At 59.3% G+C, this 25,510-nt stretch carries 22 protein-coding genes; 18 read left to right on the top strand and 4 right to left on the bottom strand.

The window, feature by feature from the left end:
- Positions 1-323: 323 nt before the first annotated feature.
- The 9 genes from AC3WJW_RS08080 to AC3WJW_RS08120 all read left to right on the top strand — a co-directional run bounded on the left by AC3WJW_RS08080 (position 324) and on the right by AC3WJW_RS08120 (position 9,305).
- Positions 324-1,655, top strand: a complete 1,332-nt coding sequence (locus AC3WJW_RS08080) for an OprD family porin (RefSeq protein WP_493725674.1) — start codon at positions 324-326, stop codon at positions 1,653-1,655.
- 412 nt (positions 1,656-2,067) lie between these two features.
- The gene (locus AC3WJW_RS08085; RefSeq protein ID WP_007976339.1) at positions 2,068-3,408 is read left to right on the top strand and encodes an OprD family porin; all 1,341 of its coding nucleotides are present in this window, start codon (positions 2,068-2,070) and stop codon (positions 3,406-3,408) included.
- A 291-nt stretch (positions 3,409-3,699) separates the two neighbouring features.
- On the top strand, positions 3,700-4,338 hold the full coding sequence (locus AC3WJW_RS08090; RefSeq protein WP_015097285.1) for a peroxiredoxin: 639 nt from the start codon (positions 3,700-3,702) through the stop codon (positions 4,336-4,338).
- Between the two features lie 283 nt (positions 4,339-4,621).
- A complete protein-coding gene (gene ssuE, locus AC3WJW_RS08095) occupies positions 4,622-5,215 on the top strand; it encodes an NADPH-dependent FMN reductase (protein ID WP_493725675.1) in 594 nt (197 codons plus the stop codon).
- Between the two features lie 106 nt (positions 5,216-5,321).
- Positions 5,322-6,287 (top strand): sulfonate ABC transporter substrate-binding protein, encoded by a 966-nt coding sequence (locus AC3WJW_RS08100; protein ID WP_007976344.1) that lies wholly within the window; start codon positions 5,322-5,324, stop codon positions 6,285-6,287.
- A 25-nt stretch (positions 6,288-6,312) separates the two neighbouring features.
- Positions 6,313-7,461 (top strand): FMNH2-dependent alkanesulfonate monooxygenase, encoded by a 1,149-nt coding sequence (gene ssuD, locus AC3WJW_RS08105; protein WP_493725676.1) that lies wholly within the window; start codon positions 6,313-6,315, stop codon positions 7,459-7,461.
- Between the two features lie 9 nt (positions 7,462-7,470).
- Complete coding sequence (gene ssuC, locus AC3WJW_RS08110; protein ID WP_007976348.1) at positions 7,471-8,253, top strand: aliphatic sulfonate ABC transporter permease SsuC; 783 nt, start codon at positions 7,471-7,473, stop codon at positions 8,251-8,253.
- The gene (ssuB, locus tag AC3WJW_RS08115) at positions 8,250-9,056 is read left to right on the top strand and encodes an aliphatic sulfonates ABC transporter ATP-binding protein (protein WP_116579683.1); all 807 of its coding nucleotides are present in this window, start codon (positions 8,250-8,252) and stop codon (positions 9,054-9,056) included. Before ssuC ends, ssuB begins: the two co-directional genes overlap by 4 nt.
- A gap of 33 nt (positions 9,057-9,089) precedes the next feature.
- Positions 9,090-9,305, top strand: a complete 216-nt coding sequence (locus tag AC3WJW_RS08120; protein WP_007967989.1) for a TOBE domain-containing protein — start codon at positions 9,090-9,092, stop codon at positions 9,303-9,305.
- 177 nt (positions 9,306-9,482) lie between these two features.
- On the opposite strand, the gene AC3WJW_RS08125 is transcribed toward AC3WJW_RS08120, so the two are convergent.
- Positions 9,483-10,121, bottom strand: a complete 639-nt coding sequence (locus AC3WJW_RS08125; protein WP_218500965.1) for a TetR/AcrR family transcriptional regulator — start codon at positions 10,119-10,121, stop codon at positions 9,483-9,485.
- Positions 10,122-10,344: 223 nt separating this feature from the next.
- Entirely contained in the window at positions 10,345-11,721 is a 1,377-nt protein-coding gene (locus tag AC3WJW_RS08130) for a glutamine synthetase family protein (protein ID WP_007976355.1), read from the bottom strand.
- A gap of 278 nt (positions 11,722-11,999) precedes the next feature.
- Between AC3WJW_RS08130 and AC3WJW_RS08135 the strand changes: the two genes are divergently transcribed.
- From AC3WJW_RS08135 to AC3WJW_RS08170, 8 genes are all read left to right on the top strand, one after another.
- Complete coding sequence (locus tag AC3WJW_RS08135; RefSeq protein WP_218500964.1) at positions 12,000-12,350, top strand: gamma-glutamyl-gamma-aminobutyrate hydrolase family protein; 351 nt, start codon at positions 12,000-12,002, stop codon at positions 12,348-12,350.
- Between the two features lie 38 nt (positions 12,351-12,388).
- Entirely contained in the window at positions 12,389-13,747 is a 1,359-nt protein-coding gene (locus tag AC3WJW_RS08140) for a glutamine synthetase family protein (RefSeq protein ID WP_493725677.1), read from the top strand.
- Positions 13,748-13,807: 60 nt separating this feature from the next.
- Positions 13,808-15,172 carry an aspartate aminotransferase family protein gene (locus AC3WJW_RS08145; protein ID WP_007976359.1) on the top strand — a complete coding sequence of 455 codons (1,365 nt, stop codon included), beginning with the start codon at positions 13,808-13,810 and terminating at the stop codon, positions 15,170-15,172.
- A 188-nt stretch (positions 15,173-15,360) separates the two neighbouring features.
- Complete coding sequence (locus AC3WJW_RS08150) at positions 15,361-16,473, top strand: polyamine ABC transporter substrate-binding protein (RefSeq protein ID WP_007976361.1); 1,113 nt, start codon at positions 15,361-15,363, stop codon at positions 16,471-16,473.
- A 241-nt stretch (positions 16,474-16,714) separates the two neighbouring features.
- Positions 16,715-17,812 carry a polyamine ABC transporter substrate-binding protein gene (locus AC3WJW_RS08155; protein WP_493725678.1) on the top strand — a complete coding sequence of 366 codons (1,098 nt, stop codon included), beginning with the start codon at positions 16,715-16,717 and terminating at the stop codon, positions 17,810-17,812.
- A gap of 72 nt (positions 17,813-17,884) precedes the next feature.
- The gene (locus tag AC3WJW_RS08160; RefSeq protein WP_095964263.1) at positions 17,885-19,027 is read left to right on the top strand and encodes an ABC transporter ATP-binding protein; all 1,143 of its coding nucleotides are present in this window, start codon (positions 17,885-17,887) and stop codon (positions 19,025-19,027) included.
- A 35-nt stretch (positions 19,028-19,062) separates the two neighbouring features.
- The gene (locus AC3WJW_RS08165) at positions 19,063-19,944 is read left to right on the top strand and encodes an ABC transporter permease subunit (protein WP_240629020.1); all 882 of its coding nucleotides are present in this window, start codon (positions 19,063-19,065) and stop codon (positions 19,942-19,944) included.
- Positions 19,941-20,831 (top strand): ABC transporter permease subunit, encoded by an 891-nt coding sequence (locus AC3WJW_RS08170; protein ID WP_007993121.1) that lies wholly within the window; start codon positions 19,941-19,943, stop codon positions 20,829-20,831. Before AC3WJW_RS08165 ends, AC3WJW_RS08170 begins: the two co-directional genes overlap by 4 nt.
- A 148-nt stretch (positions 20,832-20,979) precedes the next feature.
- On the opposite strand, the gene AC3WJW_RS08175 is transcribed toward AC3WJW_RS08170, so the two are convergent.
- Positions 20,980-21,621: an HD domain-containing protein gene (locus tag AC3WJW_RS08175; protein WP_493725679.1), complete on the bottom strand. Its 642-nt coding sequence runs from the start codon at positions 21,619-21,621 to the stop codon at positions 20,980-20,982.
- 305 nt (positions 21,622-21,926) lie between these two features.
- On the opposite strand from AC3WJW_RS08175, the gene AC3WJW_RS08180 reads away from it, so the two are divergent.
- Entirely contained in the window at positions 21,927-22,892 is a 966-nt protein-coding gene (locus tag AC3WJW_RS08180) for a GlxA family transcriptional regulator (RefSeq protein ID WP_493725680.1), read from the top strand.
- 146 nt (positions 22,893-23,038) lie between these two features.
- Here AC3WJW_RS08180 and AC3WJW_RS08185 read toward each other — a convergent pair whose 3' ends face one another.
- Entirely contained in the window at positions 23,039-25,438 is a 2,400-nt protein-coding gene (locus tag AC3WJW_RS08185; RefSeq protein WP_493725681.1) for a penicillin acylase family protein, read from the bottom strand.
- Positions 25,439-25,510 lie beyond the last annotated feature (72 nt).

Here is a 25,510-nt window from a genome sequence, read left to right on the forward strand (position 1 = left end):
AAAAACTAAACGATCTAAAAAAGTAAATATAAATACCGATTAGGAATTAGCTTATGAGCCAAACCCTATATTCAGGGGGCGGCGGGGAACTGGGAGCTAAATTCCTAAATGGTATTAGAAAAGAATCGGGTAATTCTTTTCAGGTTCATGACGAATTCATGACCTTGCAGGGACCAAAAAACCGGGGGTTAGACTATGGTCGTAGACACACATAGTTACGATTGACTTGTGGGTCACGGTCTGGCGCTAATCGCGCATCTTAGGATTTCGGGCGACGACTCGAGACCAGGAATACAAGAATTAGAATCGAGAGGAGCTTCACAATGAACAAGTCCACCTTGGCTTTGGCCGTGGCCGTTGGGGTTTTGGCGCAGCAGGCAGGCGCCGCAGGTTTCCTGGAAGACAGCAAGGCGTCCATCAGTTCCCGGACCATGTATTACAACAACGATAACCGTGAAGGCGGTGCGGATCAGAGAGAGTCCGCAGAAGGCCTGAAATTCGATTATCTGTCCGGTTTCACCCAAGGCACCGTCGGTTTCGGTATCGACGCCCAGGCACTGCTGGGTATCCACCTGGACGGCGGCAAGGGTCACCACCCAGACAACAACACCTTCTTCCCAAGCGACAGCGATGGTTCGGCCGTGTCCGAATGGAGCCGTGCAGCCGCTAACGTCAAGGCGCGCTTCTCGAAGACCGAAGCCCACCTGGGTGGCGCTCTGGCACCCAACTTGCCGATCCTGGTCGCGAACGACAGCCGTCTGCTGCCACAGACCTTTGACGGCGGCACCATCACTTCGAAAGAAATCGACAACGTGACCTTCAACGCAGGTCAGTTGGAGCATTCGGCAGGTCGCGCCTCTTCGAACTCCACCGGCCTGGCCGTGGCTGGCGGTACAGAGGGCAGCAACAAGTTCTACTACGGTGGTGCTGACTGGAAGGTCACCAAGGATCTGACCCTGCAGTACTACCACTCGAATCTGAAGGACTACTACAAGCAGGATTTCCTGGGCTTGATCCACGTGCTACCGATCAGCGCCAACCAGTCCTTCAAGACGGATATTCGCTACTTCGACAGCAGCTCCGATGGCAAGAACGGTGATCCGGGTTTCCGTTTCAACAACAACAACGGTTTCGCCAAGAACCCGGGCGAGGTCGATAACAAGACCTGGAGCGCCATGTTCACCTACACCCTGGGTGGCAACGCCTTCCTGCTCGGTCATCAGCGCGTCAGCGATGACGGTGGTTTTGTCTACCTGAACCAGGGCAACGTGGTCGATGGCAATGGCCGTCCGGAAGGGAACGGCGGCGCCAGCTTCTACCTGTTCACCGACTCCATGATCAACGGATTTGTTCGTGCCGGTGAAAACACCACTTTCGGCCAGTACTCCTATGACTTCGCAGCACTGGGCGTGCCGGGCCTGAAAACGTCGATCGCCTACCTGCACGGCGATGACATCAAGGCGACCAACGGCAGCGGCCCTGACGGCTCCGAGTGGGAGCGCGACATGCGGATCGACTACACCATCCAGCAGGGTGCTCTCAAAGGTTTCGGCGTAACGCTGCGTAATGGCGTCTACCGTGGCAGTGAAGTCTCCAACAACCCTGACGTTGACCAGACTCGCCTGATCTTCAACTACACCTACAGCTTCCTGTAACAAGCCTTGTGAAAAAGCCTCGCCGGTTGGCGGGGTTTTTTTTGAGCTGATTTTTATATTCCATAATGATCTTTATTGATTATTTATTATTCTTTTTAGTTTTTATTCATCCCGCTTAAAGTGCGCCTGTCCGACACTCTTCCCTGAGCTCGGATTTGGCAGTTTCATCCCTCGACAATTGATCAGTTTCAGGAATCGGCCTTACCGCCGATACCTCGGATCTGCCGTGGGAAGTCATATTCCACAGTGATATTAAAAAAACCAAAGACATTCTTTTTGGCTTTAAGGCCATGTATCCTGCGGCCCGCCAAACGACCGGCCTAGACGGTTTGCCGCGAATTTATGCATTCAGGATCCCGGGCAATCGATTCGGGACCAGGAACATCAGAACTAGAAACGAGAGGAGCGAAACATGAACAAATCCACCTTGGCCATGGCTGTGGCCGTCGGGGTATTGGCCCAGCAGGCAAACGCCGCGGGTTTCATTGAAGACAGCAAGGCAACGTTGGGGCTGCGTAACTTCTATATCAACACCGACTACCGCGACGGTACCGGTCCCAACAAAAACGAGGAGTGGGGCCAAGGCTTCGATCTGCGTTTCATCTCCGGTTACACCCAAGGCACCGTCGGTTTCGGTATCGATGCGATCGGCCTGTTGGGCGTCAAGCTGGATTCGGGCGGCGGTACCAACGGCGCCACGGCGACCTCTTACGGCGGCACGGTTTTCCCGAGCAAATCCAATGGCGAGGCGGTAGATGATTTCTCCAGCCTGGGCCTCACCGCCAAAGCCAAGGTTTCCCAGACTGAGTTGAAGCTGGGCACCCTGCAGCCGAAAAACCCGGTGATCGTGACCAACGATGGTCGCCTGCTGCCGCAAACCTGGCAGGGTGGCCAGATCACTTCCGCCGAGATCAAGGACCTCTCGCTGGTCGGTGGTCAGATCGAAGCCGTTAAAGGCCGTAACTCCAGCAACAACGATCAAATGTCGATTTCCGGTGCGAACACTCGCGGTACCAAGTTCCGCGACAGCAACAAGTTCATCTATGCCGGTGGCGACTACAAGATCACCAAGGACCTGACGGCCCAGTACTACTACGGCAAACTGGAAGAGTTCTACAAGCAGCACTTCCTGGGTCTGGTTCACAACTGGGCAATCGGCCCGGGCGTATTGAAGTCGGATTTCCGTTATTTCAACAGCTCTGATGATGGTGCCAACGGTCACGACCCGCTGTACTACACCACTGGCAATTACAACGCGCCAAACGGTAAAGGCAAGGTCGACAACAACCTGTACAGCGGCCTGTTCCTGTATTCGGTTGCCGGTCATACCTTCGGTGGCGGTTACCAGGTCAGCAACGGCAGCAGCGACTTCCCTTGGCTGAACCAGGGTGACGGTTCGTCGAACTACACCATCACCGATTCGCAAATCCAGAAGTTCGGCCGTGCCGGCGAGAAAACCTGGCAAGCACGTTACTCGTTCGACTTCGCCAAGGTCGGTGTGCCTGGCCTGACCGCGGGTCTGGTGTACCTGCACGGCGACAACATCGATACCGTCAACGCCAAGGGTGGCCAGGCGGCCAACGGTGCTTCCGAGTGGGAGCGTGACCTGAGTGTTGCCTACGTGGTGCAGGAAGGTCCGTTGAAGAACCTGGGCCTGGCGTGGAAAAACGCTACCTGGCGCACCGATCTGCCGAACACCCGTTCGCAGGACGAAAACCGCTTGATCGTCAGCTACTCGATCCCGCTGTTGTAATAGCGTTCGCGTAACCGATGCAAAAAAGCCCCGCCCGGTATTGCACCGGGCGGGGCTTTTACATGTTCAGGACGGGTTCACCCCCGTAATCCCGTCCTGAAGTCCCCTCTTTACAGCAACTCAAGGCCTTCTCGAACCTCGTGACCGATGTTCGACGGGTTGTGCGTGCACGTCCAGTGAACAGATCTTTAATATTTCTTAATGATCTAAATAAATCGATATTTATTCTTTTTAATAGATAAAAAACACAGGCACAGTTGAACCCATCAAGCACTCACAAGGAGCAGCACCATGGGTCTCAGACTTGGCGATATCGCCCCCGATTTCGAACAGAACTCCAGCGCCGGCATCATCCGTTTCCATCAGTGGCTGGGCGATAGCTGGGGCGTGCTGTTTTCCCATCCGGCGGATTTCACGCCGGTATGCACCACCGAGCTGGGTTTCACCGCCAGGCTCAAGGATGAGTTCGCGGCACGCGGTGTCAAGGCGATCGCACTGTCCGTGGACCCTGTGGAGTCGCATCACAGATGGATCGAGGACATCAACGAGACGCAAAGTACAGTGGTCAACTTTCCGATCCTGGATGACGCCGACCGCAAGGTCTCGGACCTCTACGACCTGATCCATCCCAACGCCAACGACACCCTGACCGTGCGTTCACTGTTCGTGATCGATCCGAACAAAAAGGTTCGGCTGACGATTACCTATCCGGCGAGCACCGGGCGCAATTTCAATGAAATCCTGCGGGTGATCGACTCGCTGCAACTCACTGACAACTACAAGGTGGCCACGCCGGCCAACTGGCAGGACGGTGATGAAGTGGTGATCGTGCCGTCGCTCAAGGATGAAGAGGAAATCAAACAGCGTTTTCCCAAGGGCTATCGGGCGGTCAAGCCTTACCTGCGCCTGACGCCGCAGCCGAACCGTTGAAAATCAAAAGATCGCAGCCTTCGGCAGCTCCTACAACGGTACGCGAATCCCTGTAGAAGCTGCCGCAGGCTGCGATCTTTTCAAGACACCCACAGAGCAGGGGATTTCAGGCCGTTTCGACGGCCTTTTTTTTTGCCCGAATGAAGTGGATTTGTATATCTCTATAATGCATAACCAAATGAATAAATATGATTTATGGATATATAAATCAGCTGTTAAGGTCACTCCATCGAAGCGAGATCGCAAACCGCGAATCGCCAACACCGCTCAAGGAATCGTCTGAATGTTGGTCGTCTCACTCGGAGGCAGTCCCAGTCAACGCTCCCGTTCCGGGGTGCTGCTGGACCGCTCCAGGAGTTGGTTGCAAGAACAGGGCGTGGAGGTGGTGAGTTATCAGGTACGGGACTTCCCGGCCGAAGACTTGCTGCATGCACGCTTCGACAGCCCGAAGGTCATTGACCTGCTGCAACAGATTGAAAACGCCGATGGCCTGCTGATCGCTACGCCGGTGTACAAGGCTTCGTTCTCCGGCGCATTGAAAACCGTGCTGGATCTGCTGCCCGAACGCGCCCTGAGCCACAAGGTGGTGTTGCCGATGGCAACCGGCGGCAGCATCGCCCACATGCTGGCGGTGGACTACGCGCTCAAGCCGGTGCTGTCGGCGTTGAAAGCCCAGGAAATGCTCCACGGGATTTTCGCCGTCGACAGCCAGATCGCTTACGGCGAAGGCAGCGCCCTGGCGCAGTTGGCGCCTGAGCTGGAACAGCGCCTTGACGAATCGCTGGAGCTGTTTCTCAGCGCCATGGCACGACGGCCCAAGCCGCTCGATCCGAACCTGTTGAATGAACGTTTGTTGAGTGCTCGCTGGAGCATATGAGCTCCACTGAACATTAGCCCCACCCGAAAATTGAAGTACTGGCCTTACTCGCCCGCCAACGGGCAAGCAGGTGCAGCCTAAACCCAACTGCAAAAAGGAGAGCGCCATGCGCCCTGTCATTTTGCGTCGTGGTCTGGTCGCTCTGTTTGCTGCGGCTGTCACCTTCGGCGCCATTACTCAAGCCCAGGCCGAGACGTTACGAATCGGCTATCAGAAGTACGGCACCCTGGTGCTGCTCAAAGCCAAGGGCACCCTGGAAAAACGCCTCGCCGCCCAAGGCGTGGACGTGCAATGGACTGAATTCCCCGGTGGCCCGCAACTGCTTGAAGGCTTGAACGTCGGCTCCATCGACTTCGGCGTAACCGGCGAAACCCCTCCCGTGTTCGCCCAAGCGGCCGGCGCCGATCTGCTTTACGTCGCCTACGAACCGCCAGCGCCGCACAGTGAGGCGATCCTGGTGCCGAAGGACTCGCCTATCAAGTCGGTGGCAGAGCTCAAGGGCAAGAAGGTCGTGCTCAACAAGGGCTCCAACGTGCACTACCTGCTGGTGCGTGCACTGGAAGACGCCGGCCTCAAATACACCGACATCCAGACCGTCTTCCTGCCGCCGGCCGATGCCCGCGCTGCGTTCGAGCGTGGCAGTGTCGACGCCTGGGTCATCTGGGACCCGTACCAGGCCGCCGCCGAACAACAATTGCAAGCGCGCACCCTGCGCGATGGCCAGGGCATCGTCGACAACCATCAGTTCTACCTGGCGACCAAACCCTACGCGCAAAAAAATCCCGAGGTGATCAAGACCCTGGTGGAAGAAGTGCGCGCGGTCGGCGACTGGTCCAGGGCCAATCCTGAAGACGTGACCCAGCAAGTCTCGCCACTGCTCGGCCTGTCGGCAGACATCACTCGCACTTCGGTGAAACGCCAGGGCTACGGCGCGTTGTTCCTGACCCCGGAAGTGGTCGCGGCGCAGCAGAAAATCGCCGACACCTTCTACCAGCTCAAGTTGATTCCAAAGCAATTGAGCATCAAGGACGTGATCTGGACGCCGCCGGCAGCCGTTGCGAAAGCCCAATAATTCGATCCCCCAAGGAGACCACTCCATGAGCCTCAATATCTTCTGGTTCCTGCCTACCCACGGCGACGGCCATTACCTTGGCACCGCCGAAGGCGCACGCGCCGTTGACCACGGCTACCTGCAACAAGTCGCGCAAGCGGCGGACCGACTGGGTTTCGGCGGCGTGCTGATTCCCACCGGCCGCTCCTGCGAAGACTCCTGGTTGGTGGCGGCGTCGCTGATTCCGGTGACCCAGCGCTTGAAGTTTCTGGTTGCCCTGCGCCCCGGGATCATTTCCCCGACGGTGGCGGCGCGTCAGGCCGCGACCCTGGATCGTCTGTCCGGCGGTCGTGCGCTGTTCAACCTGGTGACCGGCGGTGATCCGGAAGAGTTGGCCGGCGACGGTCTGTTCCTCAGCCACGAAGAGCGCTACCAGGCTTCCGTGGAGTTCACCCGTATCTGGCGCCGCGTGCTGGAAGGTGAAACCGTTGATTACGACGGCCAGCACATCAGCGTGAAGGGCGCGAAATTGCTCTATCCACCGATCCAGCAGCCGCGCCCGCCGCTGTACTTCGGCGGTTCTTCGGATGCCGCGCAAGACCTGGCTGCCGAACAGGTGGAAATGGTCCTGACCTGGGGCGAGCCGCCGGCCGCCGTGGCGGAAAAAATCGAACAGGTCCGTGCCAAGGCCGCGAAGCTCGGACGCACCGTGCGCTTCGGCATCCGTTTGCACGTGATCGTGCGTGAAACCAACGAAGAGGCCTGGAAAGCCGCGGATCGACTGATCTCCCATCTCGACGACGACACCATCGCCCGTGCCCAGGCGTCGCTGGCGCGCTTCGATTCGGTCGGTCAGCAACGCATGGCCGCATTGCATGGCGGCAGCCGCGACAAACTGGAAGTCAGCCCGAACCTGTGGGCCGGTGTCGGCCTGGTGCGTGGCGGTGCCGGTACGGCGCTGGTGGGCGATGGCCCGACCGTGGCCGCCCGCGTGAAGGAGTACGCGGACCTCGGCATCGACACCTTTATTTTCTCCGGTTATCCACACCTGGAAGAGTCGTACCGAGTCGCCGAACTGCTGTTTCCGCACCTCGATGTCGAGCGTCCTGAACTGCCGAAAAGTGCTGGCTACGTCAGTCCGTTCGGCGAGATGGTCGCCAACGACATTCTGCCCAAAGCCGCGTCCCAGAGCTGAGGCGCGGTCATGAAGAAAATCATCCACAGTCTCGCGCCCTGGGCGTTGCCGGTGTTGTTGCTGGCGGTGTGGCAGTTGAGTGTGTCGGCGGGCTGGTTGTCGACACGGATTCTGCCGGCGCCGGTTGCCGTGATCGAGGCCGGTGTCAGCCTGGTGCGCAGCGGCGAAATCTGGACGCACCTGGCGATCAGTGGCTGGCGTGCCGCGCTGGGCTTCACCATCGGTGGTGGCATCGGCCTGACGCTCGGCTTTATCACCGGCCTGTCGAAGTGGGGCGAACGCCTGCTCGACAGTTCGGTGCAGATGATCCGCAACGTGCCGCACCTGGCGCTGATTCCGCTGGTGATCCTGTGGTTCGGCATTGATGAGTCGGCAAAGATTTTCCTGGTGGCGCTGGGCACGCTGTTCCCGATTTACCTCAACACCTATCACGGCATCCGCAACGTCGACCCGGCGCTGGTGGAGATGGCGCGCAGCTATGGCCTGACCGGCTTCAGCCTGTTCTGGCAGGTGATCCTGCCGGGGGCGCTGCCTTCGATTCTGGTTGGCGTGCGCTTCGCCCTGGGCTTCATGTGGCTGACGTTGATCGTCGCGGAAACCATCTCCGCCAGTTCCGGTATCGGTTATCTGGCGATGAATGCCCGGGAGTTCTTGCAGACCGACGTGGTGGTGCTGGCGATTCTGCTGTACGCGGTGCTCGGCAAACTGGCTGACCTCGCGGCCCGTGGACTTGAGCGTGTGTGGCTGCGCTGGCACCCGGCGTATCAGGTTGCCAAGGGAGGTGCGGCATGATCGCGGAACAACCTCCACGCCTGCTGCGCGGCATTCCGCTGGCGGTGCGCAAGCTGCAAAAAACCTTTGGCGCGCGGCAGGTGCTGCGTGAGATCGACCTGCACATTCCGGCGGGCCAGTTTGTCGCCGTGGTGGGTCGTAGCGGTTGCGGCAAAAGTACCTTGCTGCGATTGCTCGCCGGCCTTGACCGGCCCACCGGTGGTGAATTGCTCGCCGGTGCCGCGCCATTGAGTGACGCGCGGGAAGACACGCGGCTGATGTTCCAGGAAGCGCGACTGCTGCCGTGGAAAAAGATCATCGACAACGTCGGTCTGGGCCTCAAGGGTAACTGGCGGCCGCAAGCGCTTGAAGCCTTGGACGCGGTGGGCCTGGCCGACCGCGCCAACGAGTGGCCGGCAGCGTTGTCCGGTGGACAGAAGCAACGCGTGGCGTTGGCCCGTGCGTTGATTCATCAGCCGCGCCTGCTGTTGCTCGACGAACCCTTGGGTGCGCTGGATGCCCTGACCCGAATTGAAATGCAGCAACTGATCGAACGGCTCTGGCAGCAGCACGGCTTCACGGTGTTGTTGGTAACCCACGACGTCAGTGAAGCGGTGGCGATTGCCGATCGGGTGATCCTGATCGAAGACGGTGAAGTCGGCCTCGACCTGCACGTGGAACTGCCGCGCCCTCGAGTGCGCGGCTCCCACCGACTGGCGGCGCTGGAAACCGAAGTCCTCAATCGTGTGCTGGCGCTGCCCGGCCAGCCACCGGAGCCGGAACCTGTTTCACCCTTGCCTACGCAATTGCGCTGGGCTCAATAACTCAAGTCTTACCCAACGACAGGAATCAACATCATGACCATCAAGGCCATCAACGTTCGCAACCAGTTCAAAGGCTCCATCAAGGAAATCGTCCTCGGCGACGTGCTGTCGGAAATCGACGTGCAGACCGCTTCCGGCATCGTCACTTCGGTGATCACCACGCGCTCGGTGAAAGAGCTGGAACTGGCGGTGGGCAGTGAAGTGATCGCGTTTGTGAAATCCACCGAGGTGTCGATCGCCAAGTTGTAAGCCACATGTGTAAACAACAACCCCGAAGGGTTTGAGCCCTTCGGGGTTTTTTTGTGCGTGTCATTCACCGGGATCGGTGGTGCGGCCTTCGCGAGCAGGCTCGCTCCCACAGGGGAATGCATTTCAAATGTGGGAGCGAGCCTGCTCGCGAAGAGGCCAGTAAGGCCAATCAAGAAATCAGGATGGAATGCCGCGCTTGGGCAGGTATGGCGGCAGATAAAGCCCCACATAAGCATCAAACACCCGCATCCCTTCCTCGGCCATGCGCGGCGTAATCTGCCCGTGCTGCTGCACCGAGCGCGCATACACCCGGTCGCCAAGCTCCATGGCCAGGGCGAACACATCGACATCACCCGGCAGCGTCGGCAGCTCGAAGTGGTGATCGAACAGTTTGTGCATCAGCTCGCCCAGTTCGAGGTCGTGCTGGCGGTCGGCCTGAGTGACTTCGGTCAGGCCGTGCTGGGCCAGAATGAGTTGGCGGGCGGCGGCGTCCTCTGCGTAGATGTCGAGCATGCGTTGTTCCACCAGCCGCGACAGATCGCGCCAGCTGCCGAGGGCGTGATGATCGATGGGTGCTTGCAGGCACGCGCGGAAGGCCGCATGGACGTCGGCGGTCAAGGCTTCGAGCAACGCCGGCACGCTGGCGAAGAAATGGTAGACCGAGGAGGGCGGAATCTCCGCACGCTCGGCGACACTGTAGATCGACAGACTGGCCACGCCCTCGGCGGCCAACAGCGTGCGGGCCGCATCGAGTATCGAATCGATCCGGGCCTGGCTGCGTGCGCGGGGTTTGCGGGGGGTGGCTACGCGTGTCATTGGAGTCTCCTGCGGGGCAGGGGGCATTGTACGAGTCGGGTTGTGTGTTGTCTTCCGAGACGCCATCGCGAGCAGGCTCGCTCCCACAGTGGTGAGTGTCGAATCCGGATTTTGTGTGCTCAGGAGATCCCCTGTGGGAGCGAGCCTGCTCGCGATCCGCCGCAGGCGGCCATAAAAAAACGCCGCAGGCTGTGAAGCCGACGGCGTCTTTTACTGCACCCGATTAAACGGTATGCAGGTACCAGTTGTACTCGAGGTCGGAGATGGAGTGTTCGAACTCCTCCAGCTCGCTCTCTTTACAGGCCACGAAGATATCGATGTATTTCGGATCGATGTACTTGGCCATGACTTCGCTGTCGTCCAGCTCGCGCAGCGCATCACGCAGGTTGTTCGGCAGGCTTTGCTCGTTTTGCTCGTAGCTGTTGCCTTCGACCGGAGCGCCAGGCTCGACCTTGTTGACCAGACCGTGGTGCACGCCTGCAAGGACCGAAGCCATCAGCAGGTACGGGTTGGCATCGGCGCCGGCCACGCGGTGTTCGATGCGCACGGCATCTGCAGAGCCGGTAGGCACGCGAATCGCTACGGTACGGTTGTCCAGGCCCCAGCACGGTGAGTTCGGCACGTAGAACTGTGCGCCGAAACGACGGTAGGAGTTGACGTTCGGGCAGAGGAAAGCCATCTGCGCCGGTAGGGTCTCGAGCACACCGCCGATCGCGTGACGCAGTGCGGCGTTCTGCTCGGGATCCTCACTGGCAAAAATGTTCTTGCCGTCTTTGTCGAGAATCGAGATGTGGACATGCAGACCATTACCCGCCTGGCCTGGGTAAGGCTTGGCCATGAAGGTGGTGTCCATTTCATGGTCGTAGGCGATGTTCTTGATCAGGCGCTTGAGCAGGACCGCGTAGTCGCAGGCCTTGATCGGATCGGCCACGTGGTGCAGGTTCACTTCGAACTGCGCCGGGGCACTTTCCTTGACGATGGCGTCGGCCGGAATGCCTTGCTCTTTGGCACCTTCCAGAATGTCCTGGAGGCAGTCGACGTATTCGTCGAGGTCGTCGATCAGGTAGACCTGGGTCGAGTGCGGACGTTTGCCGGAAACCGGCGAGCGAGGTGGTTGCGGACGACCGTTCACGTTCTCCTGGTCGATCAGGTAGAACTCCAGTTCGAACGCGGCGCAGATGGTCAGGCCCATTTCGTCGAACTTGCGCACCACATTGGCCAGCACTTCACGCGGGTCGGCGAAGAAGGGTTCGCCTTCGAGTTCGTGCATGGTCATCAACAGTTGCGCGGTCGGGCGCTTCTGCCATGGCTCGTTGCACAGGGTATCGGGGATTGGATAGCAGATTCGGTCAGCATCACCGATGTCCAGGCCCAGGCCGGTGCTTTCCACCGTCGAGCCGTTGATATCCAGAGCAAATAGAGAGGCCGGCAGGTTGATGCCTTTCTCGTAAACCTTGTGGAGGCTGGTGCGTTCGATGCGCTTGCCGCGCACCACACCATTCATATCCGCAATCAGAAGGTCAACGTACAGAACCTCAGGATGTTCCTTAAGGAACGCGTTCGCTTCGTTAAGCTGAACGGCACGCGGGGGTACCGACATGATGCAACACCTTTGTTGTTAAAAATATCAATCATTGATCTTTTCGGATTCCAGTCAACCCGAACGGCATGCCGAAGTCAAGCGAGGCCTTTTTTGCCCTAAAAAAGCGCTCGTATGGCTTTTTTGAGGCACTTTGGGGCGATTTTACTCCGCTGGACGTAGCGGTGGCCGCGAGCTTGAGCGGGCCGTGTTGTATTTTTTACGGGGGTGTTGTGTAAAAAAATGAACAAGGCTAAGCTCGAATCAAACCCATAACAGCAATAATACCGGGGTGCTTCATGTCTCGCCTGCCGATAATCGGCGTCACCGACTGCTCAAGACAGCTCGGTCGGCATGTTTATCACATCAGTGATGACACGGCCGTCCGTTCCGTGGTCTCGGCGCTTGCGGTGATCCTCCCATCCGCGACGGTTCAACCGTCCCCGTCCGATATTCTGGACGGTCGCGATGGCACCCCCATTACGGTTACTCCATTCAATATAGAACCGATTCACAATAGCGGCCTGACCATCGTTCGGGGCATCGCTCGTGATTCTGCACGCCCGGCCTCTGCGGCAGTGTTGGCAAACACGTTAATCTGCCGCGCAAACGCTCTACAACGCGACGCCGATGCGTCAAACAACGCCTGACCTTAAAAGGGTCAGACAACTCAAGCCTAGAGGCATTTATGAGTAACAACCTCGACCAGCTCACCGATTGGTTGAAAAACCACAAGATCACAGAAGTCGAATGCATGATCGCCGACTTGACCGGGATTACCCGGGGCAAGATTTCGCCGACCAACAAATTCATCGCCGAAAAAGGCATGCGCCTGCCAGAAAGCGTTCTGCTGCAGACCGTGACCGGCGATTACGTCGAAGACGACATCTATTACGAACTGCTCGATCCGGCCGACATCGACATGATCTGCCGTCCCGACCAGAGTGCGGTATACCTGGTGCCGTGGGCCATCGAGCCGACCGCCATCGTTATCCACGATACCTACGACAAGCAAGGCAACCCGATCGAGCTGTCGCCGCGCAACGTGCTCAAGAAAGTCCTGAAACTCTATTCCGACAAAGGCTGGCAGCCCATCGTGGCGCCGGAAATGGAGTTTTACCTGACCAAGCGCAGTGACGACCCGGACTACCCGCTGCAGCCGCCGATCGGCCGCTCCGGTCGCCCGGAAATCGGTCGCCAGTCGTTCTCCATTGAAGCAGCGAACGAATTCGATCCGCTGTTCGAAGACGTCTACGACTGGTGCGAACTGCAGGATCTGGACCTCGACACGCTGATCCACGAGGACGGCACGGCGCAGATGGAAATCAACTTCCGTCACGGCGATGCCCTGTCCCTGGCCGACCAGATCCTGGTGTTCAAACGCACCATGCGCGAAGCCGCGCTCAAGCACGACGTGGCCGCGACCTTCATGGCCAAGCCGATGACCGGTGAGCCGGGCAGTGCCATGCACTTGCACCAGAGCATCATCGACATCGAGACCGGCAAGAACATTTTCTCCAATGAAGACGGGACCATGAGCCAGTTGTTCCTGCACCACATCGGTGGCTTGCAGAAACTCATTCCCGAGCTGTTGCCGCTGTTCGCTCCGAACGTCAACTCGTTCCGCCGCTTCCTGCCCGATACCTCGGCGCCAGTGAACGTGGAGTGGGGCGAAGAGAACCGCACCGTGGGCCTGCGGGTTCCGGATGCCGGGCCAAATAACCGTCGGGTGGAAAACCGCCTGCCGGGCGCAGATGCCAACCCGTACCTGGCGATTGCCGCGAGCCTGCTCTGCGGGTACATCGGCATGGTCGAAGGCCTGAACCCGAGTGCGCCGGTGGTAGGGCGTGGCTATGAACGCCGCAACCTGCGCCTGCCGCTGACCATCGAAGATGCGCTGGAACGCATGGAAAACAGCGCGACCATCGAGCGTTACCTTGGCAAGAATTTCATCACTGGCTACGTCGCGGTCAAGCGGGCCGAGCATGAAAACTTCAAGCGCGTGATCAGTTCGTGGGAAAGGGAATTCCTGCTCTTTGCCGTCTGATACGCCGGGCGCCGTCGCTGTCTGGCGGCGCCTTCACCTGATTTTTTTTAGGAGATTCACATGACCAGCAACAACCCGCAAACCCGTGAATGGCAAACCCTGAGCAACGATCACCACCTGGCCCCGTTCAGCGACTTCAAGCAGCTGAAAGAGAAAGGCCCGCGGATCATCACCAATGCCAAGGGCGTTTACCTCTGGGACAGCGAAGGCAACAAGATCCTCGACGGCATGGCCGGCCTGTGGTGTGTCGCGATTGGTTATGGTCGCGATGAACTGGCCGATGCCGCCAGCAAACAGATGCGCGAGCTGCCTTACTACAACCTGTTCTTCCAGACGGCGCACCCGCCGGTACTGGAACTGGCCAAGGCCATCGCCGACATCGCGCCGCAAGGCATGAACCATGTGTTCTTCACCGGTTCCGGCTCTGAAGGCAACGACACCATGCTGCGCATGGTCCGTCACTATTGGTCAATCAAGGGCCAGCCTAACAAGAAAGTCATCATCAGCCGCAAGAACGGCTATCACGGTTCCACCGTGGCCGGCGCGAGCCTGGGTGGCATGACGTACATGCATGAACAGGGCGACTTGCCGATCCCGGGCATCGTCCACATTGCCCAGCCGTACTGGTTCGCCGAAGGCGGCGACATGACCCCGGAAGAATTCGGTGTGTGGGCGGCCAATCAGCTGGAAGAGAAGATTCTGGAAGTCGGTGTCGACAACGTCGGTGCCTTTATTGCCGAGCCGATCCAGGGCGCCGGTGGCGTGATCATTCCGCCAGATACCTACTGGCCGCGCATCAAGGAAATCCTCGCCAAGTACGACATCCTGTTCGTGGCTGACGAAGTGATTTGCGGTTTCGGTCGTACCGGCGAGTGGTTCGGCAGCGATTTCTACGGCCTCAAGCCCGACATGATGACCATCGCCAAGGGCCTGACCTCGGGCTACATCCCGATGGGCGGCCTGATCGTGCGTGACGAAGTGGTGGAAGTCCTGAACGAAGGCGGCGATTTCAACCACGGCTTCACTTACTCCGGTCACCCGGTGGCGGCTGCGGTGGCGCTGGAAAACATCCGCATCATGCGCGATGAGAAAATTATCGAGCGCGTCCATGCAGAAACGGCACCGTATTTGCAAAAGCGTCTGCGGGAACTGAACGATCACCCGCTGGTGGGTGAAGTTCGCGGGGTCGGTTTGTTGGGGGCCATCGAACTGGTCCAGGACAAGGCCACGCGCAAGCGTTACGAGGGCAAGGGCGTCGGCATGATCTGCCGCCAGTTCTGCTTCGACAACGGCCTGATCATGCGCGCCGTCGGCGACACCATGATCATCGCTCCACCACTGGTGATTACACCGGCGGAAATCGATGAGCTGGTGACCAAGGCTCGCAAGTGTCTTGACCTGACCCTGAGTGCATTGCAGGGCTAAGTGCTAGGCTCTGAGCGGAAGTCCGAAGTTCTGCATATGAAGTAGGAACTTTCGCTCAGAACTGTCAGAAAGCGTGGCCGTTTCCTTGAAAGACCGATGTGGATCTTGCCAGACTAGCCGCGGTTCCAGTTGCCCGGGTTCGGTCGCTGAACAAGTGGTTCAAAAAAGAAAAATTTGGAGCATTACGCATGAAGGCACTAGGTAAAAAGCTCGCTGGCAAGACTCTGCTTGCCATGTCCGTGATGGGGTTGATGGCGGGCGCGGTTCAGGCCGATGACAAAGTACTGCACGTGTACAACTGGTCCGACTACATCGCACCGGACACCGTCAAGAAGTTTGAAGACGAGTCGGGCATCAAGGTTGTCTATGACGTCTTCGACAGCAACGAAACCCTGGAAGCCAAGTTGCTGGCAGGCAAGTCCGGCTACGACATCGTCGTACCGTCGAACAACTTCCTGGCCAAGCAGATCAAGGCTGGCGTTTACCAGAAGCTGGACAAGTCCAAGTTGCCTAACTGGAAGAACCTGAACACCGACCTGCTCAAGGCCGTTTCCGTGAGCGACCCGGGCAACGAGCACGCCTTCCCGTACATGTGGGGTTCGATCGGTATCGGTTTCAACGCCGAGAAGGTCAAGGCAGCACTGGGTGCCGACGCACCGGTCGATTCCTGGGACCTGATCTTCAAGCCTGAAAACGCCGCCAAGCTGAAAGCGTGCGGTATCAGCCTGCTGGACTCGCCAACCGAGATGATTCCGGTGGCGCTGCACTACCTGGGCCTGCCAACCGACAGCCAGAAGAAAGAAGACATCGACAAGGCTGAAGCGCTGATCATGAAGGTCCGTCCTTCGATCGCCTACTTCCACTCGTCCAAGTACATCTCCGACCTCGCCAACGGCAACATCTGCGTGGCCGTGGGTTACTCGGGTGACATTTACCAGGCCAAATCCCGCGCTGCCGAAGCCGGTGACAAGGTGAAAGTCAGCTACAACATTCCGAAAGAAGGTGCCGGCAGCTTCTACGACATGGTCGCCATCCCTAAAGATGCCGAAAACGTCGAAGGCGCCTACAAGTTCATGACCTTCCTGCAGAAGCCGGAAATCATGGCTGAAATCACCAACGCCGTGCGTTTCCCGAACGGTAACGCGGCTGCAACTGCGCTGGTCGACAAAGACATCACCAGCGACCCGGGCGTTTACCCGCCGGCGGACGTGCTGGCCAAGCTGTACGCGATTGCCGACTTGCCGGCCGCGACCCAGCGGATCATGACTCGCAGCTGGACCAAGATCAAATCGGGTAAATAAGTAAAACCCCTGTAGGAGCGAGCCCGCTCGCGATGAACCTGAGAGCACCGCTGGGTGTCAGGCACCCAGCGTCATCGTTGACGACCATCGCGAGCAGGCTCGCTCCTACAGGTATCTGCATAAAAGTTTTGCTGGAACGGTTTTTCGAGGGTAAGTTGCGCGCCGGTTTTGTTGCCGGGCAACCACGGTTGTCATGTAACGCGGGGCAGCTTGGGCCCAACTAATTTCAGAGGACCTCCACGTGCCTATTTTTTCTTTGTTGCGCAATGCCATGCTGGTCGGCGCCGGGCTGACGATTGCCGTCAGTGTCCAGGCCGCCGGTACCGTGCATATTTATAACTGGTCGGACTACATCGGCGAGACCACCCTGGCCGACTTCCAGAAAGAGACCGGGATCAAACCTGTCTACGACGTCTTCGACTCCAACGAAACCCTGGAAGGCAAGTTGCTGGCCGGGCGTACCGGCTACGACGTGGTCGTGCCGTCGAACCACTTCCTCGGCAAACAGATCAAGGCCGGGGCATTCCAGAAGCTCGACAAGTCGCAGCTGCCGAACTATTCGAACCTCGACCCGGTGTTGCTCAAGCGCCTGGAGCAGAACGATCCGGGCAACCTGTACGCCGTGCCGTACCTGTGGGGCACCAACGGCATCGGTTACAACGTCGACAAGGTCAAGGCCGTGCTGGGCGTCGATACGATTGATTCGTGGGGCGTGCTGTTCGAGCCGGAGAACATCAAGAAACTGCAAAGTTGTGGCGTCGCGTTCCTCGATTCCGCCGATGAAATGATGCCGACAGTGCTCAACTACATGGGCCTGAACGCTAACAGCACTGATCCCAAGGATTACGAAAAGGCCACCGCCAAGTTGCTTGCCGTGCGCCCTTACGTGACCTACTTCCACTCCTCCAAGTACATCGCGGATCTGGCCAACGGCGATATCTGCGTGGCGATCGGTTTCTCCGGCGACATCTTCCAGGCCAAGAACCGCGCCGAAGAAGCCAAGAAAGGCGTGAACATCGCCTACTCGATCCCGAAAGAAGGCGGCGCACTCTGGTTTGACATGCTGGCGATTCCGAAGGACTCAGCCAACGTCAAGCAGGCTCACGCCTTCATCAACTATTTGCTGAAGCCTGAGGTCATCGCCCAGGTCAGTGATTACGTCGGCTACGCCAACCCTAATCCCGGGTCGGACAAACTGATGGAACAGTCCATTCGCACCGACGAAGCGGTTTATCCACCGCAAGCAGTCCTCGACAAGACCTACGTGTCGGTCGAGTTACCACCGAACATTCAACGTTTGATGACCCGCAGCTGGACCAAGGTCAAGACGGGTAAATAGCTTCAAGGCTCAAACTATCCAAAGTTGGCTCAACTTGAGCGAACTGCACTCTTTTTTTTGGGAGTTTCGTAAATGGCAGTTGCCTCCGGCGCCTATAAGAAAGCCCTCGAGGGCGACCAGCAACCTAAACAGGTGCTGGTCAAAATCGACCGGGTCACGAAGAAGTTCGACGAGACGATTGCCGTGGACGACGTGTCCCTGGAAATCAAGAAAGGCGAGATCTTCGCCCTGCTCGGCGGCTCGGGATCGGGCAAGTCCACATTGCTGCGCATGCTCGCAGGTTTCGAACGGCCCACGGAGGGGCGCATTTTCCTCGATGGCGTAGACATCACCGACATGCCGCCCTACGAGCGGCCGATCAACATGATGTTCCAGTCCTACGCCTTGTTCCCGCACATGACCGTGGCGCAGAACATCGCCTTCGGCCTCAAGCAGGACAAACTGCCTGCCGCCGAAGTCGATGCGCGGGTGGCCGACATGCTCAAGCTGGTGCAGATGAGCCAGTACGCCAAGCGCAAGCCGCATCAGTTGTCCGGTGGTCAGCGTCAGCGTGTGGCCTTGGCCCGTTCCCTGGCCAAGCGTCCGAAGCTGCTGCTGCTCGACGAACCGATGGGCGCCCTGGACAAGAAGCTGCGTTCGCAAATGCAGCTGGAGCTGGTGGAGATCATCGAGCGCGTCGGCGTAACCTGCGTCATGGTGACCCACGACCAGGAAGAGGCCATGACCATGGCCGAGCGCATCGCGATCATGCACCTGGGCTGGATCGCCCAGATCGGCAGCCCGATCGACATCTACGAAACCCCGACCAGCCGCCTGGTCTGCGAATTTATCGGTAACGTGAACATCTTCGAAGGCGAAGTGATCGACGACGCCGAAGGCCACGCGATCATTACCTGCAAAGACCTGGATCGTCAGATCTACGTCGGCCACGGTATCAGCACTTCGGTGCAGGACAAGTCGGTCACCTACGCGATTCGTCCGGAAAAACTGCTGGTAACCGCCGACATGCCGACCTGCCAGTACAACTGGTCCAGCGGCAAGGTGCACGATATCGCCTATCTGGGCGGGCACTCGGTGTTCTACGTCGAACTGCCAAGCGGCAAGCTGGTGCAGTCGTTCGTGGCCAACGCCGAACGTCGCGGGCAGCGTCCGACCTGGGGTGATCAGGTCTACGTGTACTGGGAAGACGACAGCGGCGTGGTGCTCCGCTCATGAACATGCGCAAATTCAAGCGTCGACTCAATCGAATAATTCCCGGTGGCCGTCAGATGGTCATCGGGGTTCCCTTCATCTGGCTGTTCCTGTTCTTCATGTTGCCGTTCTTCATCGTCTTGAAGATCAGCTTCGCCGAAGCGGACGTGGCCATTCCTCCCTACACCGAAATCTACAGCTACGCCGAGCAGAAGCTGCAGTTGCTGCTTAACCTGGGCAACTACGCGATGCTGGCCGGTGACGAGCTGTACATCGCCGCTTATCTCGGCTCGTTGAAGATGGCGCTGTTCAGCACCATCCTCTGCCTGCTGATCGGCTACCCGATGGCCTACGGCATCTCCGTTGCCCGCAAGGAAGTGCAGACGGTGCTGGTGCTGCTGATCATGATGCCGACCTGGACCGCGATCCTGATCCGCGTGTATGCGTGGATGGGCATCCTCAGCAACAACGGCCTGCTCAACGGTTTCCTGATGAGCATGGGCTGGATCAACGAGCCGCTGCAGATCCTCAACACCAACCTGGCGGTCTACATCGGTGTGGTTTATTCCTACCTGCCGTTCATGATCCTGCCGCTGTACGCCAACCTGGTGAAGCACGACCAGAGCCTGCTGGAAGCCGCATCCGATCTGGGTTCGAGCACCTTCAACAGCTTCTGGAAAATCACCGTGCCGCTGTCGAAAAACGGCATTATCGCCGGCTGCATGCTGGTGTTCATCCCGGTGGTGGGCGAGTTCGTGATCCCGGAACTGCTCGGCGGCCCGGAAACCCTGATGATCGGTAAAGTGCTCTGGCAAGAGTTCTTCAACAACCGTGACTGGCCGGTGGCGTCTGCCCTGGCGGTGGTGATGCTGGCGATCCTGATTGTGCCGATCATCCTGTTCAACCGCAGTCAGGCCAAGGAAATGGAGGGTAAAGAATGAAGCGCTTCCGTTTCTCCAGCCTGATGCTGGTACTGGGTCTGTTGTTCATCTACCTGCCGATGCTGATCCTGGTGATCTACTCGTTCAACGCCTCGAAACTGGTGACGGTGTGGGGCGGCTGGTCGATCAAGTGGTACGTCGGCCTGCTCGACAACTCGCAACTGATGGGGTCGGTGGTGCGCTCGCTGGAAATCGCCTGCTACACGGCGGTGGCGGCGGTGGCGCTGGGTACCCTGGCGGCGTTCGTCCTGACGCGTATTACGCGCTTCAAGGGCCGCACCCTGTTCGGTGGCCTGGTGACCGCGCCGCTGGTGATGCCTGAGGTGATCACCGGTCTGTCGCTGTTGCTGCTGTTCGTGGCCATGGCGCAGATGATCGGCTGGCCACAGGAACGCGGCATCGTCACCATCTGGATCGCCCACACCACGTTCTGTGCGGCCTATGTGGCGGTGGTGGTTTCGGCGCGCTTGCGCGAGCTGGACCTGTCCATCGAAGAAGCAGCCATGGACCTGGGCGCGAAACCGTGGAAGGTGTTCTTCCTGATCACCATCCCGATGATCGCGCCGTCGCTGGCGGCCGGCGGCATGATGTCGTTCGCCCTGTCGCTGGATGACCTGGTGCTGGCGAGCTTTGTGTCGGGCCCGGGGTCCACGACCCTGCCGATGGAAGTGTTCTCGGCGGTACGTCTGGGCGTGAAGCCCGAGATCAACGCCGTGGCCAGCCTGATCCTGCTGGCGGTGTCCATCGTGACCTTCCTGGTCTGGTTCTTCAGTCGTCGCGCCGAAGAAAGCCGCAAGCGTGCGATCCAGCAAGCGATCGAAGAGGCGGCCGCCGACTCGTGGAAACAACCGGACGTGCGTCGCGCGCAGGCACCGGAAGCGGCTTGAGCCTGATGCCGGGTTGACCACAACTTTGTGGCCAACCCGACCCCCTGTGGGAGCGAGCTTGCTCGCGATAGCGGACTGACATTCAACATCGATGTTGACTGTGATGCCGCCATCGCGAGCAAGCTCGCTCCCACAGGTTCTTTGGCGGTCAGGAAATCCAAGGAGATTGGCGAATGACCTCGACGAAGTTCATCGGCTTGAATCCCGGCTCCTGATCCACCAGCACATCCGTCTTCACATTCCCGAACGTAGTCTGCGGACGATGACGCAAGCCATCGGCAAACGCGCAGATGATGCACTCCTTGAACCCCTCGCCCCGTGGATGCGCATGCACCACCGCTTCACGCTGCACGGTGGAGAACGCCGCGTAGTCCATGCCCAGCACGTCCATCTCGACACCCGCCGTTACCAGTGCCACGGTGGGCCGCAAGTGCTGAGGAACGCCCGGTGTGGTGTGCAGGGCAATCGATAGCCAGACCTGTTCGATATCGTCGTCGCTCAGCCCGTAAGGCCTTAGAAATGCGGCTGCCGCATTGGCGCCATCGACTTCGAAGCGCTCGATGTCGCTGCGGTGCCCCTCCACCAGGCCCAGGTCATGGAACATCGCGCCGACGTATAGCAACTCCGGGTTGTAGGCCAATTGCTTGCGCTCACCGCTCAGGGCGCCGAACAGAAAGACCCGGCGCGAGTGGTGGTAGAGCAGGTCCGATTCGATGTCACGGATGTATTCGGTGGTGGCCTTGGCCAGCGCGCTGTCGGGGATCCTGATGCCGGCGATGGTGGTGCTCATGGAGTTTTCCTCGTCGTGAACGCCTGGGTGGCGCTGAGGGTTTCAGTCTGTTCCGCCCCCCGAAACCGGACAATCGCGCCATGGTTGCGATCCCGGCCAATGAGCATGCATATCGCGCCAACCTCGCTTGTTGCGCCTGGTTTGGCTAGGGTGCATGCAGACCTTGTAGGAGCGAGCTTGCTCGCGATGGTCGTCAACGATAACGCGGGGAACCTGATACCCCGCGGCGTCTTTGATTTCATCGCGAGCAGGCTCGCTCCTACAGAGGGAAGGTGCAATCAGATCCAAAGGAGGCGATTCACGTCATGAGTAAAACCATCGCCATCGTGGTCTTCGCCGGCGTCCAGTCGCTGGATGTCACCGGCCCCATGGATGTGTTTTCCGAGGCCAATCGATTCCTTGCCCCGCAGGATCACTATCGGCTGGAGGCGATCGGCGTCGAGCACGGGATGATGGCGTGCTCCAACGGTTTGGTACTCAATGCCCATCGGCATTTCAGCGAAGCGATCGAGGCGTACGACTTGTTATTGGTGGCTGGCGGGCCGCAATTGCCGTTCATGAGTTTCGGTATGGCGTTCGACACCTGGCTGCGCGGGGCCTGCGGGCGGGCGCAACGGTTTGGCTCGATCTGCAACGGTGCCTTCATGCTCGCCCGCGCCGGGTTGCTGGAGGGGCGCACGGTCACCACGCATTGGCAGGACGCATCGGATCTGGCGGCGCTGTGCCCCTCGTCCCGCGTGGAAGCGGATCGACTGTACGTTGAGGACGGCGACCTGTTCACCTCGGCCGGGGTTACAGCGGGGATCGATCTGTCGTTGTATCTATTGGGTCGGGATCACGGACCGGAAGTGGCACTGAATGTCGCCAAGCGGCTGGTGGTGTTCACCCAGCGTTCAGGCGGGCAGTCGCAGTTCAGCCCGTTCCTCACGCCCCACGCCGAACCGGGCTCGGCGGTGGCGATGGTCCAGCATTACGTGCTGGCCAACCTGACGGGCGATTTAGCCATCGCTGACCTGGCCAATGCCGCCAACATGAGCGCGCGCAATTTTTCCCGGGTGTTTGCCAGGGAAGCGAAAATCACCCCGGCCGAGTTCGTCGAACGCGCACGGGTCGATGCGGCGCGGGTGATGCTCGAAAGCACTCGTGCGCCGCTCAAGACTGTGGCCTATCAATGCGGATTTCGCGATGCCCAGCACATGCGCAGTGTGTTCAATCGCAGATTGGGGGTGACGCCGCAGCAGTTCAGGTTGAATTTTGCGGCGATGGTTTGAACCATGAATTTGCATTGCTCTTGCGGGCCCCTTCGCGGGCAAGCCCGCTCCCACAGGTTGCTCTGGTGTTCACAAAATTTGTGTTCGACACAGATCCCTGTGGGAGCGGGCTTGCTCGCGAAGGGGCCGGTCCAGCCAATGCAAAATTACTGAGCCGCCCGCGCCGGCAACAGCTTCAACGTACTGCGCGTATTGGCCGTGACCTCTTCATCATTGAGATGCGCCTGGAAGTACATTCCCTCGATGTAGGCCTCGGCCTGATCATCATAATGACTGTCGAACACTACGCCGCTCTGGCCAACCGGGTTGACGGTCAGGCTGTGGGCCGGGTCGGCGAAGTCGATCAGGCGCCGGGTCGAAGGGCCGTAGGTAACGGGCCAGGGTGCCGGTCCAATCTTCGCAGAGAGGTTGTTCGGCACTTCATGGCTTCCGGGTGCGGCGAAGGGGCCGACGTTGAAGACCAGGTCCAGCGGCTTTTGCTGCCCCAGCGGATGACCATGGGTCAAGGTGTGCGCGCTACCCCACTGCCATTGCGAGGCGTCTGCGCCGAGGGTGCTCTTGAGGTGGGCGAGGCTAGCTTGCCAGGCGACTTTCACCGTGTCGGCGCGGGTTTCCTTGCCGAGGGTGCTGCGGTTGTCCCACCACGGTGAATCGGCGCTGGCAGCCAGGCGGGGGAGCGCGGCGTCGATCACCCGGGTCGAGAGCAGTGTTTCGAAAAAGTCGTTACCCAGTTCATCGTGCATCGTCGCGTCAGCCAGGTTGAACAGCAACTGGTTGAACAGCGTGGCGCTGGTGGAATCGAGCGGGTAGTCGCCTTTCCACTGGGCCAGTTGCTCCACCAGTTTGAGTTCGGCGGGGTCGCTCACCACTTCGCGCAACACCGGCAGCAGCGGCGCCAACAAGCGCGGGCCGTAGGCGGTGGTGGTGCCCAGCTGCAGTTTCTGGCTGTTTTCCAGGTCCCATTTCACGGCTTTGTCGCTGAGCTGGCGATTGAGCTGCTGGCCACGATCGGCAAGGTTGTAATAGCCGGGAATCTCCATGCCGGTCGGCGACACTGGCTGGAAGTTGGCCGAGACGATGTAGCCCCGCGCCGGGTTTTCTTCCTGAGGGTTGGCGCTGAACGGGTAGAAGCCATCCTTGTCGGCCTCGGCGGTGCTGCCGTCGAGGATGAACCATGGGCGTACACCCGCCGGACGTTTCGGCAGTTGCGCCGCTGCCCACCAGCCGATGTCACCTTTGGCATTGGCCCATACGACGTTCAGGCCCGGTGCCTGGATTTTTGCCGCGGCACTGCGGGCCTTGACCAGGGTGTCGGCACGGTTGAGCTGGTAGAAACCGTCCAGAATCGGGTTCTGGCTTTCGAGAAACGCCCACCACATGGCAATCGGTGTCTTGCCGACGCCGCTGCCCAAGGCATCGTTGACGATCGGGCCGTGGGGCGACTGGCGCAGTACCAGCGTCACCGTTTCCTGGCCCTTGACCGCAATCTTCTGTTCGCTGGTGACCATGTCCACCCACTTGCCGCGATACCAGACTTGATTGGGATTGTCCGGGTTGACCTTCTCGGCGATCAGGTCGAGGTCGTCGTTCTGGAACATGGTGATGCTCCAGCCGAAGTCGTTGTTCATGCCCAGGGAGGCGAACGGCATCAAGGCTTGATAGTGGCCGTAGAGTTCGAAGCCCGGCGCCGAGAGTTGTGCTTCGTACCACACCGACGGCGCGGAGAAACGAATATGCGGATCCCCCGCCAGCAGTGGCTTGCCGCTTTGGGTCCGGCTGCCCGCGACGACCCAGGCGTTACTGCCCTCGAACTGGGGCAGACCGTTGTCGGCCAAGGCCTGTTCGCTCAGGCGGGCGAGGGCGTTGAGGTCTTTCCAGTCGGCACTGGCCAAGGACGGTGCGGTCCCGTTGAGCACGCCTTTGGGCTGCCAGTCGAGATCGAAAACACTCAGGTAGTCGGGACCCAGTTGATCGCGCACGAATGTCAGCAAGGGTTCGGTACGAAATGCCGCCGCAAAACTGTAGGCCATGTAACCGGCGATGCTGATGGTGTCCTGGGCGGTGAACGGGCGTTTTGGAATGCCCAGCACATCGAACTCCACGGGTTTGGCGTGGCTGTCCTGATACTGGTTGATGCCATCCAGATAGGCCTGCATGGCGACGAAAGAGGGTGACTGTTTGTCGAGATTGGCGAAGTAGGTTTCGGCGCGTTCGCGAATGCGCAGGCTGCGCATCAGTTTGTCGGTGTCGAGCAGCTTCGGTCCGAGCACCTCGGCCAGTTCGCCACGAGCCAGACGACGCAGGACTTCCATCTGGAACAAGCGGTCCTGGGCATGCACGTAGCCAAGTGCGCGGTATAGGTCGGTTTCGTTGTCGGCGCGGATATGCGGAACGCCGCGCTCGTCGTAGCGCACGGTGACTGAACCTTGCAGGTGTTGCAGTTCCACCATGCCCTGGCGTGACGGCTGCTTGCTGTAGAGATACCAGCCGGCTCCGGCGACCAGCACGACGATCAACAGCGCGAGAGCGGTCAAGCTGCGTTTCATGGGGACTCCTTGTTGTTATTGTGATTCCAGGTGCCACTGTGTAACACGACGCGCCGGCTTGGTGCATCGCCC

Source organism: Pseudomonas sp. GW821-FHT07G06 (assembly GCF_058986625.1).